The organism is Nonomuraea jiangxiensis (assembly GCF_900099965.1).
GTDB lineage: Bacteria > Actinomycetota > Actinomycetes > Streptosporangiales > Streptosporangiaceae > Nonomuraea > Nonomuraea jiangxiensis.
In genome coordinates, this window is the sequence record NZ_FNDJ01000035.1 from 1 (window position 1) to 14,125 (window position 14,125).

General features: G+C 67.2%; 17 protein-coding genes and 1 pseudogene. 9 read left to right on the top strand and 9 right to left on the bottom strand.

The window, feature by feature from the left end:
* Window positions 1-318 (top strand): integrase core domain-containing protein (locus BLS95_RS46295; protein WP_143044186.1); only part of this gene is annotated, 318 nt, incomplete at its 5' end.
* Window positions 319-436: 118 nt separating this feature from the next.
* Here the strand turns inward: BLS95_RS46295 and BLS95_RS46300 are convergent.
* Window positions 437-874, bottom strand: a complete 438-nt coding sequence (locus BLS95_RS46300; RefSeq protein WP_245765696.1) for a MarR family winged helix-turn-helix transcriptional regulator — start codon at window positions 872-874, stop codon at window positions 437-439.
* 152 nt (window positions 875-1,026) lie between these two features.
* Here BLS95_RS46300 and BLS95_RS46305 point away from each other — a divergent pair, with 152 nt between their 5' ends.
* Both BLS95_RS46305 and BLS95_RS46310 read left to right on the top strand, forming a co-directional pair.
* Window positions 1,027-1,914 (top strand): MBL fold metallo-hydrolase, encoded by an 888-nt coding sequence (locus BLS95_RS46305; RefSeq protein ID WP_090946000.1) that lies wholly within the window; start codon window positions 1,027-1,029, stop codon window positions 1,912-1,914.
* 16 nt (window positions 1,915-1,930) lie between these two features.
* Window positions 1,931-3,136 carry an MFS transporter gene (locus BLS95_RS46310; RefSeq protein ID WP_176993749.1) on the top strand — a complete coding sequence of 402 codons (1,206 nt, stop codon included), beginning with the start codon at window positions 1,931-1,933 and terminating at the stop codon, window positions 3,134-3,136.
* A gap of 109 nt (window positions 3,137-3,245) precedes the next feature.
* On the opposite strand, the gene BLS95_RS56355 is transcribed toward BLS95_RS46310, so the two are convergent.
* From BLS95_RS56355 to BLS95_RS46325, 4 genes are all read right to left on the bottom strand, one after another.
* Entirely contained in the window at window positions 3,246-3,383 is a 138-nt protein-coding gene (locus BLS95_RS56355; RefSeq protein ID WP_176993750.1) for a hypothetical protein, read from the bottom strand.
* Between the two features lie 71 nt (window positions 3,384-3,454).
* Window positions 3,455-3,637: a hypothetical protein gene (locus BLS95_RS46315; RefSeq protein ID WP_090946002.1), complete on the bottom strand. Its 183-nt coding sequence runs from the start codon at window positions 3,635-3,637 to the stop codon at window positions 3,455-3,457.
* 293 nt (window positions 3,638-3,930) lie between these two features.
* The gene (locus BLS95_RS46320) at window positions 3,931-4,125 is read right to left on the bottom strand and encodes a helix-turn-helix transcriptional regulator (protein WP_090946003.1); all 195 of its coding nucleotides are present in this window, start codon (window positions 4,123-4,125) and stop codon (window positions 3,931-3,933) included.
* The gene (locus BLS95_RS46325) at window positions 4,122-4,541 is read right to left on the bottom strand and encodes a hypothetical protein (RefSeq protein WP_090946004.1); all 420 of its coding nucleotides are present in this window, start codon (window positions 4,539-4,541) and stop codon (window positions 4,122-4,124) included. The genes BLS95_RS46320 and BLS95_RS46325 overlap by 4 nt, the downstream gene beginning before the upstream one ends.
* An 839-nt stretch (window positions 4,542-5,380) precedes the next feature.
* Between BLS95_RS46325 and BLS95_RS46335 the strand changes: the two genes are divergently transcribed.
* The 3 genes and pseudogenes from BLS95_RS46335 (at window position 5,381) to BLS95_RS46345 (ending at window position 7,370) form a co-directional block, all read left to right on the top strand.
* Window positions 5,381-6,358 (top strand): phosphotransferase family protein, encoded by a 978-nt coding sequence (locus tag BLS95_RS46335; protein WP_090946006.1) that lies wholly within the window; start codon window positions 5,381-5,383, stop codon window positions 6,356-6,358.
* Window positions 6,359-6,487: 129 nt separating this feature from the next.
* Window positions 6,488-6,724 (top strand): amidohydrolase family protein, encoded by a 237-nt coding sequence (locus BLS95_RS46340; protein ID WP_090946007.1) that lies wholly within the window; start codon window positions 6,488-6,490, stop codon window positions 6,722-6,724.
* A gap of 115 nt (window positions 6,725-6,839) precedes the next feature.
* Window positions 6,840-7,370 (top strand): annotated as a pseudogene (locus BLS95_RS46345) (DinB family protein).
* A gap of 322 nt (window positions 7,371-7,692) precedes the next feature.
* Here the strand turns inward: BLS95_RS46345 and BLS95_RS46350 are convergent.
* The gene (locus BLS95_RS46350; RefSeq protein ID WP_090946082.1) at window positions 7,693-8,172 is read right to left on the bottom strand and encodes a MarR family winged helix-turn-helix transcriptional regulator; all 480 of its coding nucleotides are present in this window, start codon (window positions 8,170-8,172) and stop codon (window positions 7,693-7,695) included.
* Between the two features lie 92 nt (window positions 8,173-8,264).
* Here BLS95_RS46350 and BLS95_RS46355 point away from each other — a divergent pair, with 92 nt between their 5' ends.
* Window positions 8,265-9,212, top strand: a complete 948-nt coding sequence (locus BLS95_RS46355) for a quinone oxidoreductase family protein (RefSeq protein ID WP_090946008.1) — start codon at window positions 8,265-8,267, stop codon at window positions 9,210-9,212.
* Window positions 9,213-9,494: 282 nt separating this feature from the next.
* Window positions 9,495-9,914 (top strand): hypothetical protein, encoded by a 420-nt coding sequence (locus BLS95_RS46360; RefSeq protein ID WP_218136318.1) that lies wholly within the window; start codon window positions 9,495-9,497, stop codon window positions 9,912-9,914.
* A gap of 138 nt (window positions 9,915-10,052) precedes the next feature.
* Here BLS95_RS46360 and BLS95_RS46365 read toward each other — a convergent pair whose 3' ends face one another.
* The 3 genes from BLS95_RS46365 to BLS95_RS46380 all read right to left on the bottom strand — a co-directional run bounded on the left by BLS95_RS46365 (window position 10,053) and on the right by BLS95_RS46380 (window position 12,731).
* On the bottom strand, window positions 10,053-10,265 hold the full coding sequence (locus BLS95_RS46365) for a MerR family transcriptional regulator (protein WP_218136319.1): 213 nt from the start codon (window positions 10,263-10,265) through the stop codon (window positions 10,053-10,055).
* A gap of 168 nt (window positions 10,266-10,433) precedes the next feature.
* Window positions 10,434-11,354, bottom strand: a complete 921-nt coding sequence (locus BLS95_RS46370; protein WP_090946009.1) for an aminoglycoside phosphotransferase/kinase family protein — start codon at window positions 11,352-11,354, stop codon at window positions 10,434-10,436.
* A 759-nt stretch (window positions 11,355-12,113) separates the two neighbouring features.
* On the bottom strand, window positions 12,114-12,731 hold the full coding sequence (locus BLS95_RS46380; RefSeq protein WP_090946011.1) for a TetR/AcrR family transcriptional regulator: 618 nt from the start codon (window positions 12,729-12,731) through the stop codon (window positions 12,114-12,116).
* A 109-nt stretch (window positions 12,732-12,840) separates the two neighbouring features.
* On the opposite strand from BLS95_RS46380, the gene BLS95_RS46385 reads away from it, so the two are divergent.
* Window positions 12,841-13,839 carry an NADPH:quinone oxidoreductase family protein gene (locus BLS95_RS46385; RefSeq protein ID WP_090946012.1) on the top strand — a complete coding sequence of 333 codons (999 nt, stop codon included), beginning with the start codon at window positions 12,841-12,843 and terminating at the stop codon, window positions 13,837-13,839.
* Window positions 13,840-14,125: the final 286 nt, after the last annotated feature.

Genomic DNA, 14,125 nt, shown 5'->3' on the forward strand with positions numbered 1-14,125 from the left:
CGCCGCCGCCCCACCGGGCCGGTGATCTTTCATTCGGACAGGGGCTGTCAGTACACCAGCGCCGCTTACGCCGCCCTGGCTGAACGGCTCGGGGTGCGGTTGTCGGTCGGACGCACCGGCCAGTGCTGGGACAACGCGCTGGCCGAGTCGTTCTTCGCCACGCTCAAGGGCGAGCTCCTCGACGCCCAGTCCTGGCCCACCCACGCTGCCGCCCGCAGCGCGATCTTCGAATTCATCGAGGGCTGGTACAACCTGCACCGCTTGCACAGCAGCCTGGGCTACCGTAGCCCCGCCGACTTCGAGGCCACCGTGGCCTGAACACCACAACGATGGTGTCCGTCAAAGCGGAACAAGCTCAGGCCCCGGCGATGAGCGGCGAGGCCAGACTGGTCACGCGGACCGGAGTGGGGGGCCGACAGGATGTGTCGGCGTCAACTCATGAGCGGATGATGGCTTGTTCGAGCAGGTCCTGAAGGGCGCGCTGCTGCTGGGTGGTGAGGCCGGCCAGCGGTGAGTCCTGGACGAGGAGTTCGAGAAGCCGTTCACGGAGGGCGTTGCCCTCCGGGGTGAGGACGAGTTGCTTGGCGCGGCGGTCAGTGGGGTGCGCGCGGCGCTCGATCAGGGCCTGTTTTTCGAGCTTGTCGACGATAAAGGTGGCGTTGGAGGGCTCGCAGCTCATGCGTTCGGCGAGCTCTCGCATGGTCATTGGTCCGGTCATCTCCCGCAGGGCGGTTGCCTGGGCCGCGGTGAGGCCCAAGGTGACCGCGCGTTCGCGTAGGTGATCGGCGATCTGCTGAGCCAGTCCGTTCACCAGACCGCACAACACCCGCTCGGCGATGGCCTGCGGTTCTGGGGACGTCGTCATGCGTCCCATTCTAGCAAGTCCATCAAGCCAGCATATTCAAAGCTTGACTGTTTCAAGCCAGCATATTTCAACCTTGACTGTTTCAAGCTTGATGTTTATGGTGGCCTGGTCGCCGACGAGGGACGAGGCGATGACCTGACCCCGATGAAGGGAACGCGACCATGGCGAAGTCCGCGGTTGACCAGGACGAGCGGCTGCGGCGGCCAGCGGGGATCCGCGCGGTATGGCTCGGCAACACGAGGGTGTCCTTCGTGCCGGACGGGGCTATACAGGGCAGGCCGCGCAGCTGGCTGCCGGACACCACCGATGAGATCTGGGCCGCCCACCCGCAGTACCTGGATGACTCCGGCCATCTTGTGGCGAGTATCGGTGGTCTCCTGGTGGAGAACGGCGACCGCGCACTGTTGATCGATGCAGGATGGGGGCCGGTGTCGCTGCCGGCCGAGCCAGGAAACCCGAACGGCGCCGTTTGCGGTGGCGCACTGCTGGACAGTCTGGCCGAGCTCGGCCGCAGGCCGGAAGAGATCGAGGCGGTGGCCTTCACCCACCTGCACATCGATCACCTCGGCTGGGCCTGGCATCCCGCCCCGGGCGGTGACCAGCCCGTGTTCACCCAGGCCGAGTACCTAGTGGCCGAACCGGAATGGGCCCAACGCGACCTGTTCGCGCAGGGCATCACCGAGGAGGAAGCCGCCGCGCTGACACCCCGCGTGCGTACGGTGATGGACGGGCAGGAGGTCTTCCCCGGCGTGCGGGTCCAGATCACCGGTGGACACACGGCCGGACACACGCAGTACGTCATCACCGGGGGCGGAACCCGGCTGATCGCCTTCGGCGATGCCCTGCATTCACCGATCCAGGTGGACCACCCCGAATGGTCCTGCCTCTACGACCATGACCCTGCCCAGTCCGCCGAGCATCGTCATCATCTCGTTGCCGAGTTGGAAGAGCCTGACACGATCGGCTTTGGCATCCACTTCGCCGATGCGGTCTTCGGGCAGGTCCGCCGGGACGGCGCCGGCTCCGCCTGGCGCCCCCTGGACGTCTGACCCGCCCGGGTCGGCTATGACAACGACAATCGACCGCGGCCTGCCCACCCGCTCGCCTGCACGGCACTGGCCGGGAATCATCGCGACCGCGCTGACCGCGACCGTGGCGGGGATGCCCGGTTTCACCGTCGGGGCGCTGGCCCCGACGATCGAAGCAGACCTGCACGCCTCCCGCAGCGCCGTCGGGCTGGCGATGAGCCTCTTCTACGCCGCGACCGCCTTCGGCTCGCCTGTCGCCAAACGGGTGGCGGCGCGGTTGCCGGTCCCCACGGTCCTCGCCGTCGCGGCGCTGGTCGCGTCGGCGGTCATGCTGGTGGCGGCGCGGGTGACCGGGCCGGGGATGCTGACGGCGATACTGCTGGTGGGCGGGTTGAGCAACGCACTCGTCCAGCCGGTGGCGGGCCGGCTGATCGCGGCGCGCGTCCCGGAACACCGGCGTTCGCTGGCCGCGGGCATGATCGGTGCGGCGCTGGGGGCGGGCACCCTCGTCCCCGGACTGCTCGTCGCCCTGGTCCTCCCGGCGTACGGCTGGCGGACCGCCCTGTTTGTAGCAGGTATCGCCGCGCTCGTTCCGGCCGCGCTCGCCCCGCTGGCCCGGGCACCCGGCGGCCCGCCGCCTGTAAGGCCGAAGGAGGCCGGCGAGGCCGGCGACAAGCAACGGACGGTCGGGCGGGTACTCGGGCTCTGGGCGCTGGCCGCGGCGCTCTCCGCGACCGGCAACAACGCGGTGGCCACGTACTTCGTCGAACTGGGCACCCACTCCGGGCTGGGCACCACCGTCACGGGTAACCTGCTGTCGCTCAGCGCCCTGTTCGCCATCGCCGTACGGATCACCGCTGGGGCGCTCACCGACCGGGCTCCTCGCCGCAATTCTGCGGTGATCGTCACGATGATGCTCACCGGCGGGCTCGGGCTGGCACTGATCGCGATCGGGACGTCAACAACGTTCGTTCTCGGTGCGATCCTGGCCTTCTCCGCGGGCTGGGGCTGGACCGGGCTCCTGCTCGCCACCACGCTGCGCCTGGTACCCGGCCGGACCGAGGACGCCGGGCACACCGTGCAGATCGGCCTCTACACGGGCGCCGCCATCGCACCGTTCACCTTCGGGGCCCTCTCCAGCGCCTTCGGATTCCCGGCTACCGCCCTCGTCGCCGCCGTGGCCGCCGTCGCCGCAGGAGCGGCGATGACCACCGGGGCGCTGCTGCTGCGGCGAGCGGGATGACCTCGCGCGCCGGACCGCTCGATGTACGGCGGCGGGGTCCGGCGCGCTCCAGCCCGCGCAGCCCAGCCTGAGCGGTCTGGCGGGGGTTGAGATCGGCGCAGTTCAGTCACTAAGGGCGTCGTCCAGGATCGTCGGCGACGCCCCGCCGTCGCCGACGTGTCTTGCCGCGCTTGAAGACGTGCGGGGCCAGCCGGTGCACCAGCCAGCCGAGGAGCACCGCGGCGGCGACCACGAGCGGGAACGGCACGGCGAACAGCGCGAGCGCCGCGCAGGTCCCACCCGGCCCCGCCCGTGTCGGAAAGAGCCACAGGATCTGGGCTACCCCGGTTGGTGCCGCTGGGCAGCACCCTCGCCGCCGCCCAGCGGCAGACGCTTGGCCACGTCCAGCCGTACCTCGCCGTAGGGCTGGACGTGCTGCCAGAACAGCGGAGTCAGTCCGCGGCGGTCGGCGGGCCTGAGCAGCTCGGCCGACTCCGGATCGGCCGGAACGTCCTGGAGCATCAGCGTGTTGATGTATTCTCTGAACTTCAGTCTGATCTTGGTCGGAGAATCAGTTCGCTGCCTTGGGTGCACCCGTGCAAGGATCAGGATGTCCCGTCAACAGGCGCCGCCGGGGGCACGAGGTCTCCGGACCGAACCGGTGGGAGTAAGAGGCGGCCGTATGCGTGACACGCGATCGGTGTCCTGAGTAGACCCCACCGGAACCCGGCTGAGCCGGGTCAAGGCCTTGGGCGTTCGTTCCCGATGATCGTTTCGCTCGCGATTTCACGGAATGTCAGGATGCCGATGACGTTCTACTGCTCGTCGAGAAAAACTTCTTCGATCGTCAGGCCGAACACTTTGGCGAGGCGGAAGGCGACGGGAAGGCTCGGGTCGAACTTGCCTTTTTCGATCGCGATGATCGTCTGCCTCGACACGCTGATCCGCTGAGCCAGATCAGCCTGTGTCCAGTCGCGTTCGCCCCGGAGTTCCGTGATGCGGTTTTTCATCGGTATCTGATCATGCCAGCGGCGAAGGCGATCAAGAAGACGACTCCCAGGAGCGCGGGCAGGACTGCAGTGTTGACGTCGTACGTGATGAGGCCGGCGGTGTCCGCGACGACATAGGCGAATCCGCCGACCCACCCTGCTCCGAGGGAGATGGCCAGGGCCTCCTGCATGACCTTGCGCTGCAACTCATCGACTCTCTGAAGAAAGCGAGTGAAGGCGACGATCCATCCGATGCCGACGGTCAGGTTGACGGCGACCGCGGCCCAGCTTGCCACCGGTTGCTGAGGGTCCCACAAGAGGTCGGGACCGAACTTGGCCAAGGCGAGGGTCGCCGTCCAGGCGAGTGTCCATAGTACGAGCCGGACGGTTGCCTTGGTCGACTCCCGGTAGTCCCCGGTGGTGGTGTGTGCTTGCACGGGTCGCCCTCCTGTGGCGAGAAGTAAAGGACACTTGACACGATAGGAGGAGGTCGCCGTGATGTAAAGTGTACTTTACATCAGCCGGGTCGGCCCCTGGTCAGGGCGCCATGGGACGGTCATTACGGGGGCGAGGAACCAGCGGACAACCGTTGGCGCTGAGAAGGATCTTGATTGCGGCTGGCCCGTCCGGCGCAGCTCCGGTACGCCGATCCCCCACGGGCTCGGCCGTCGCCTCCCCCGCCCCGACATCCCCCCGGCGCCCGCTGGATCACCTGCAACACCGCCTGAAAACAAGGTGCGACACGAGCGAACCCTGGCCCTCGTGCGCCCGGGGTTCCTGTTTTCAAGGTCGTTTGCGGTGTTCCCGATTGCCGTGCACACGCCAACCGCCCCTCAACGGCGGGGCAGGACGCCGACCACTCTCGGGTGGCCAGCGGAACCGGCATCATGGCGGACGAAAAACGCTATATGGCAGAAAAGAACAAGTGCACCATTCAGGGACAAAGGTCCCTCAGCGTGGCATCTATGAGTGCGACTCGGGGTGCGGCCACAGCACCGATGTGAAAGGGTACGTTTTCCCGCCGCTGCCGCAAGGATGCGAAGGCGAGGGCTGGGTGTTGCGCATGCCGGTCGCCGACAGGTGTTGCTTACTGCGGGCGAACTGTTGGCTTCGGCGCTCTGAACGGGGATCAAGTGTCAGTGGCTGAACGCGAGTTTCGGTCCCACCTCCAGGGGCCCGTCAGAGCTGTGGGATTCGATTCCACTACCCCGCTAACTTGATTGCGAGCTATCGCCGGCTTAGGCAATATGGTCGACTGATCTAACGAAAGGCGATCATGAAACGAGCGTTCTTGCAGCCAGACGATGTGCGCGACCTGGTAGCGGAACAGTTCGGAACCGGTCGGCGGCTGAGCGCGCTGGACCGGCTGACCGGCGGCAGCAAGAAGGGCGTCTACCGGCTCCGTCTGGACGACGAGACGACCGTGATCCTTTACGTCTGGGCGACTGGCGAGAACTATTGGCCGCCGTCGCTGGCTGTCCCGGACGACCCCTTCACCGACGCTTCGGGGGTGGAACTGTTCGCTATCAACCACTCGGCTCTTGCTGCCGCCGGCGTGCGGACCCCACAGCTGCTGATGCTCGACCACGGCGGCCGCTATCTCGATGCCGACGTCGCTCTGGTCGAGGACGTCGGTGCGGTGAAGCTCGAGGCGTTGTTGGACCACGACCCGGCCGCGGCCGCCATGCCGCTGTCCACGCTCGGTGACGCCTTGCGCCGCATGCACACCACGCTTGGCCCGAAATACGGCAAGCTCGCCGCTATCACTCGCGGTGAGGCACCCCAGTCCCGACGCACTGAAGACATCATCGTGGACCGGGCGCTTGCCCACCTCGACGCCGTGGCGACCCGCGACGCCCGGCTGGGCGAGGCGTATGACCGGATCACTGAACACGTACGCCATCTTCGTAGCGCGGTTACGGCACGCGAGAGATACGGGCTGGTGCATGGCGAACTTGGACCAGATCACGTATTCGTCACGCCCGTGGGCGAACCCGTCCTGATTGATTTCGAGGGCCTGACGTACTTCGACGTCGAGTGGGAGCACGCCTGGCTCCAGATGCGCTTCGGCGACGCATACCCGGCGCTGCATCAGGTCGATCTCGACCCCCACAGGTTGGAGCTCTACCGGTACGCGCAGGTGCTATCCCTGATCGAGGGTCCGCTACGGATTGCGGACACTGACTTCCCCGATCGGCAATGGATGCTGGACTTGGCTGAGTGGAACATCACCAAGGCGCTCGCCGACGCCTGACGGCTCAGCTCTATGAAGAGCCGAGAACAGCAGCGCGAACGAGGACGCCATCAGTCAACGACCTTCTTGCCGGTGGCGAAGACGTCGGTTCGGGCGCGAGCCTGGGCAAGCCGATAGGACTCGGTGCCCGTGTCTGACAACTTCCACCTCACCACCAGCGGCATCTTTCGCACACAGACCCTGCTCGACACTCTCATGGAAGTCGGCTTCGACCGCAACCTGTTCTCTGTCGACTACCCCTACGAGTCCATGGACGAGCTCTCCCCCTGGTTCGACACCTGCCCCATCAGCAATAACGACCGCGAAAAGATCGGCCGGACCAACTCCGAGAAGCTCTTGGGCCTGAACAAGTCCGCCGCTGCATAGTAGGGCTGTCCGCGATGGCGCCGGTGGACTGTTGAGGGGTCAGTTGATCCACCCCGTGCTACGGCATCGACCCGTGATTCCCACCGGAGCCGGCGGAGTCTGTCAACATGTCCGGATGAACGTATCTCGATGCGATTTGCTGCGCTGGCAGTTCGACTTCACCTGGTCGTTGTTCGATTATCACCTGGAACGCCTGCAACCTGCGGACTTTCTGTGGGAGCCCGCCGCTCTTTGCTGGACGGTGCGCCCTGACGCCACGGGAACATGGGTGCCCGACTGGGCGGAGACCGAGCTCGATCCCGTCCCGGTTCCCACCATCGGCTGGTTGAGCTGGCATATCGGCTGGTGATGGAGTGTGACCATCGATCACGCTCAGGGACGCGAACCCCGGGACAGGACCGAGATCACCTGGCCGGGTGATGGAACGAGCGCCGTCGCATGGTTGCGTGATCTCCGCACCACGTGGCTGACCGAGCTGGATCGCCTCACCGACGCCGACCTGGACGCCCCGGCGCCCCCCTTCCCTTGGCCACAGGACTCTGAGCACACCGTCGCCCACGTGATCGCCTGGGTCAACGCCGAGCTGATGAAGAACGTCAGCGAAATAGGCCAGCTTCGCATGCTGCGAGCCGCGTTCCCGGAGTGAGTTCTTCCCAGCCCGGGATCGATCTGATCAGCCTGCCGCCGGCTCGGTGAGCCGGGCTTCCAGATCGGCGATCATCTGCGTGCAGGCTGGTGTCCTCCTGCCGGACCACCTGCGGGACCAACCTCCCGGCTCACCGTATGTGACGGCACCACACAGCGCGAATCAAGAGGGACGGCTATGGGCGAGCGTCCTTCGATCTCCTCCGCCTGCAGATTCTCCACGCTGACTGATCACCGGTAACTCCCCGTGTACAGGCTCACAACAAGTGGATCAGAACCGAAGACCTTCCCCAGCTGTGGACACGGGGTGTCCCCGGCTCGACTCAGGTCGATGAAGGGCGATGGGATGTCGACTTACCGGGTCGGGGGGTCTGTTCGATCAGAGTTTCGGTGGCTCGATCGAGAAGGTCGCAGAACTGCCTGTGCTCGGCTGGGGTGAACTTGTCGATGAAAGCCTTCTCGAGCGCGTTGACTTCTTGGTAGGCCCTGTCGAGGAGGTGCTGGCCGGCGTCGGTGAGGGTGGCGATCATGACCTTGGCGTGCATGGGCGATGACTGCCGGTCGATGATGCCCTTGGCCTGCATACCGGTGAGGACCGTGGCCATGCTCTGTTGAGTGACGCCGCAGGCGCGGGCCAGCTGGGCACCGGACATGCCGTTCTCGCGGGAGAGGGTGAGCAGCACCGTGTACTGGGTCATGGTCAGCCCATAGGTCCGCAGGACGGCTTCGTGATGGGCCATCAGGGCCTGTTCGGCGCGGCGGATCCTGGTGCACAGGTATTCCTCGGCGGGCACGTCGAGCATCTCTGTCACAGCTTCCTCATTTGACTCAACATCCTGAGACTCGCTAGCGTCTGAGTATCAGGATACTGAGTCGACCAAGAAGGTTGTGAATTATGAAGGCTGCAGTGCTCGCCGCCGACGACCAGTTCCGCGTGACCGAGATCGCTGAGCCCACCGCGGGGCACGGGGAGGTGGCAATCCGCGTTGCTTACGCGGGTGTTCAGTGGGGGGATGTGCTGATCCGCGACGGTCACTTCCCGACTCCTCGCCCCTTCGTGCCCGGCTTCGAGGCATCCGGGCAGATCATCGAGGTCGGCGAGGGTGTCGATCCGGCACGCGTCGGTGAGCAGGTCATCGCGCTGACCAGTTCGGGCGGCTTCGCGGAAGTCGTTGTCGTTTCCTCGGTGCTGGCGATCGCGGCGCCCACCGTGGACTCGCGGACCGCCGCCGCGTTCGGCTGGGTCACCTCCACTGCCTACGACCTGATCAACACCGTCGCGGGGGTCCGACCGGGCCAGAGCGTCCTGATCCACGCGGCAGCCGGCGGGGTCGGCACGCTCGCGGGGCAGTTCGCCCGGGCCGCCGGCGCGGGGCGAGTCGTGGGCGTCGTGGGCAACCCAGGGCAGGTCGACTACGCGCGGCAACTCGGTTATGACCAGGCGCTCAGCCGCGAGGACTTCCCCCAAGCACTGGACGGGGAGCACTTCGATGTGATTCTCGACCCCATCGGCGGCCAGACCCGGCTGGCCAACCTGGAACGCCTGGCACCGCACGGCCGGATCGCGGTCTACGGCAACATCGCCACCTTCGAGCCGGTCTTGGTCTCGGCCAACGATCTGCTGACGCATGGCACGTCCATGCTGACCTACAACAGCAACCTGCTCAGCCAGACCCATCCCGAGCGGCTCGCCGACAGCGCACGCCGCGCGCTGGAACTGGTCGGGAACGGCAAGGTCGGCATCGATATCACCGCTGAATACGAGCTGGCCGACGTCGAGACCGCCATCGCCGATCTCGCCGGCGGAGTGACCCGCGGCAAGAGCGTCGTCCGCATCGGATGACGCCAGTCCGGGTCTGCCCGGGGCGCTGTCGGCTACCACAAGCACCTCGGACCGCCGGACGGGGTCGATGAAGACCGACATGGACATCATGGAGAATCGGCTGCCCGACTCTTCCTTTGAGCAGATGCCCGAACGACAGCGTCTTGGCCGACTTGGCAGGTCAGAAGAGGGTGTCGCGCACCTTGGGACGAGCCGCTCCAGCGGCGTCTGCCGGCAGATCCCGGCCTGTCCCCGGTCCTGCGGCGGGGACCGGCGCGGTCAGTGGGTGTCTGGTCTGGGGATATGGATGCTCGCGGGTTGTTGCGGCTGGTGCAGGTCCGGACGCTGGCCGCCGCCGGGGTTTCACTGGCCGAAGTCGGGCCTCTGCTCGACGCGGACCCCGCCCAGTTCGCAGCCGCGCTCATCGACGTCGAGCGGCAACTCACCGAACGGATCGAGGAGCTGACCGCGCGCCGTGACTCGCTGCACCGGCTCGCCGACGGAGACCAGGCTCTCCTGCCCGACCGCGCTGTGGCGCTGCTGGAGCGGCTGTCCGACCTCGGCCTCCCCGCGGAGGAGATGGCGGCCACCAGGGAGGGCTGGGTGCTGGCCAGGGCTCTGGTCCCCGAGGGCTTCGACGACTTCCTCACCCATGTCGAGCACGCCCTCGACGATCCCTGCTTCGTCGCGTTGATCAAGCGCGCCACCGGAGCCATGGCATGAGAACCGGACGACCCGCGCCTGGCCGAACTCGCCACCGCCATTGGCCGACCACTTCCTCGCCAACCCCGCACACCCGAAGATCGTGACCGGCCTGCAAGCCCGCACCGACGCCGCGGCCCGGTACCACCTAATCGCCCACTACGGCGAAGAACAGGGATCGGCCACGGCCCGGGGGTCGCGCTCGTAGAGGCCAAGCTCCGCGCCCGCCGATCCGTACCTGTGGTAGCCGGAGCTGTCGCGTTCCGGCTCCTTCACCAGGCCGAGCTTGTGGTAGTGGCGCACCGTCTTCACTGTGACGCCCAGGAAGCCCGCACCGTGGGGAGTCAGCACGATGATCGCCTGCCGGATCATGCTGACCGAGCGGCACCCCGAACCTGCCGGGCCCGCCTACCCTGCCCCACCAGCGTCAGATCACAGTCCGAGACCTCAGAGGTGTCTCTGACCCCCAGATCAGATCGGGAAGGCGCTCGCCCGCCGGTGCTGGTCTGGGGTGGACGTTCTCCGGGCTCGCCTGCGGGGCTAGGCATTCGCCCGGCGGAGGCGTTCGGTTGCCTGTGCCCGCAGCGCATCGCCGCCCGCTGGGGAGCCACCACACAGTGCCATCTCCCGGGCATTGTACGCAGCCATCCACACACTGGCCGCCCATGCGATCTCCACCTCTACGGGCGTGAACACGTGCTCCCGAAAGTCCTGATAAGCCGCCAGGAACGCCTCGGAGCTTTCGATCGGCGCCAGCGTCGGCGGCCCGGCGCTGGCGAACGACCCGCTCGCCGCTCCCACCAGCGCCGCCTCCGGCTGCCACGCCAGGCTGTCCCAGTCGTGCACCGCCCACACCTGTCGACCCCGCCACCGCAAATTCTGCGCCTCGAAATCGGCGTGGCCCAGCACGCATGGCAGACCGGCGGCCAGCAGTCGCCCCCGGGCCCGCTCAGCCGCCTCGACAATGTGCTCGGACACGACACTCTGGTCCAGGCCGTCGAGGAAGCCGATCGCCGGCCACGTCCCAGAACCGGTCTCGTCCCACCGCACCCAGGGCGGATTCGGCAATGGCGGCGTGACGATCACGTCGGCGAGTTCGGCCATCAGCCGCGCGAACACCTCCGCGCAACGCACGGCCATGTCCGGTGAGTCGCCGTGCAGCACTTCGCCGCCGGGCCGGAATTCCTCAGCGTGCACGGCCAGCGCACCGACACCGACCACTGGTGTCAGCGGCCGGGCACAGGGAAACCCGCGCTCGGCCAGCCGGGCCTGCGCCGCGACACACGACGCCGCCCGGCCGTCGTCGGCACGCGCCTTGACCACGACGTCCCGGCCACCGGCCAACTGCAGACCGAACACCATCGAGACCTGTTGTGACCGGAACAGCACGTCGGCGGGTTCGCCGCCCAGATGGTCAAGACACCAAGCCGGCAACCAGTCCGGCAACTCGTCCAGGGGCACGCTCAGGACTGTGCCATAGGCGCCGAACCCAGCGGAAGCAAGGGGGACACAGGTGCTGAGGTCAAGGCTTGTCGGCGTACGCGCCCATGTGCAGAGTCAGGTACAGGTAAGCGGGCTCTGTCGCTGATCTTGGGACGGGTTGAGGATCATGTTCGGAGCAGGATCCGCTTCCGAAGCAGATCGAAGTTGGCTCTCCCCTACCCCTGCCGCTTGACCAGCTTCACTCGCGTGTTCTGCACCTCGGCCTGTTCGGAGTTCCAGGGAACCGACAGGCCGGCGATGATGGCGTCGAGGTCGTAGCGCAGGCATGGGGGAAACGGTAGAGGTGGGCGGGTCCTCTTCAGGAACTGGGTCGATCCAGGAGGGGAGACGATCGCCGCGTAGGTCGCGCATCATGGCGGCGAAGCTGCGGACGTGGCGGAAGGTGGCGTCGTCGGCGGGAGCGGGCCGGCCGTGGTCCTCCTGCATGGGTTCCCGCAGACCCACTGCATGTGGTGCCACGTCGCGGCGAGGCTCACCGACGACCCCACGATTATCGTCCCTGACCTGCGCGCGCGGGCCGGAAGCAGGAGCGCGCCGGTCGGCCAGGAACACAGGCCCCGTGGTACGGCCGGTCAGCAGCCGGGCGGTGGGAGTGGCCCCGTGCACGTACTCGATGGCGCTGCCCTTGGAGACGGCCCTCCGCTCCCAATGCCGTCCCCAGCCCCAAAGTAGGTCTGACGCCCCTCTGGATAAGGGTCGTGAGTCGGCTTGCCCGCCTTACTGGGTGGCGGGAGATGTGAGGGTGTCCCAGGCGGCCATCGCGCAGGTGATGACTGCTTCCAGCTCGGCGCGGGTGGCGCCATCACGGGCTTGGACGGAGAGGCCCTGCACGACGGTGGTGTAGTAGCGGGCGATGGCGTCGAGATCGGCGGGGGACGCGGTGAGGTCGCCGTCGGCGACGCCGCGGGCGAGCCGGTCCTTGATGGTGGTGTACATGTCGCGTCGGCGGTCGGCGAGGAACTCGCGGACTGCGTGGTTTTCTACGGCGCCGGTGGGTGCGACCAGGATGAGCATGCAGTAGTGCGGGGTGTCGGGGCGGGTGATCTCATCGGCGGTGGCGCGCAGCATGGCGTGGATCGCGGCGCGCGCGGTCGGCTGTTCGCGCAGCGCGCGTCTGGGTGGCTCGCCTGACGTCGTGCCGTAGAGCGCCATGACCTTGCGGAACAGGTCTTCCTTGCTGCCGAAACAGGCGTAGATGCTGGCCGAGGCGATTCCCATGGCCTGGGCCAGGTCGTTGAGCGAGGTGCCCTCGTAGCCCCGTTCCCAGAACAGGTCTAGTGCTGTGCGCAGGGCGATGTCGGGATCGAAGGTGCGCGGCCTGCCGCGAGCAACCATCCAAGTCCTTCCAGATTTGTTTGTCGTTCGATCAACTTTACCTTGACCTGGATCACAGGGGCATGCCACGGTTTGTTTGTCGTTCGATAAACAAAGGAAGCCGATTGTCATGAGCATCCCCTCCACCATGCGCGCCTTGCAGCAGACGTCGCTGAATGGCCCGCAGGACCTGCGCCTCATCAATGACGCGCCGGTTCCGCGGCCGGGCCCGGGGGAGATCCTGGTCCGGATCACCGCCGCCGGCGTGAACTTCGTCGATATCTCGCAGGCCAGGGGCACGTTTGCGGGCGGCCCGCAGCCGCCGTATCTGGCGGGCATCGAGGGCGCCGGTGAAGTCGCCGCGGTTGGCGAGGGGGTGACCGGCCTGGAGCTCGGCGCCCACGTCATCGGCGTCGGCATCACAGGCGGCGCCTTCGCCGAGTACATGGTGCTGCCCGCGGTCGGCGCGGTCCCGGTGCCGGCGGGCTGGGCCGACGAGCAGGCCCTGGGCCTGGTCGTGAACTGGCCGACCGCGCTGGCGGCGCTCAAGCCACTGGGCGGCCTCACCGCAGGGCAGACCGTGCTGATCCATGCCGCGGCGGGCGGGACCGGCCAGGCCGCGGTGAAGATGGCCAAGCACTACGGCGCGACGGTGATCGCCACGGCCTCGCCAGGCAAGCACGAGGTGGTACGGGCGCTGGGGGCCGACCACGTCGTCGACTCCCGCGCCGCCGACCTTGCCGCCGAGGTCTTGAGGCTGACCGGCGGCACGGGCGCTGACCTGGTCCTGGAGTCGGTCGGCGGCGCCACCCTGGACGCCAGTTTGGCCGCGACCAAGCGGGTCACCGGCCGGGTCATCGTCTACGGTGTGGTCGGCGGCGAAGCCGCGATCACCAACTGGGACCTGGTTTACAGGCACCAGATCCACCTCATCGGCCTGAACATCGGCATCCTGATCCAGGCCGCACCGCAGATCTTCGGCGAGGTCATGGGCGAGATGTCCGGGCTCCTTGCGGCCGGGGTGCTCGGCCCTGGCCAGCCCACCACCTATGAACTGGCCGAGGGGCCGAAAGTACTCGCGGAACTGGAAGCGCGGGCCACTGTGGGCAAATTGGCGCTGCGGCCCTGAACAGGCGGTGATGCCAGGGGGCACTCAGCGGCGAATCCACGACCGTTAGGTATGCGAGTTCGCCAGCCGGGAGGTCCACAGTGTCGGGATTAGGTGTATTTCCCGACACCTCCGCCGACCAGGCTCTCCGCGCCTCAGAAGATCGGACTTTGCGACCGAACCCGACACCCCGAACACGGTGGGATAAGTCCGGCGCGATAATGCGACCCTTCGACGTTTCGCAGGTTGCGGTGCTCGATATCTCCCTCGATATCGCCTGGCCACGGCGGGTCCGCCGCCACGCTGG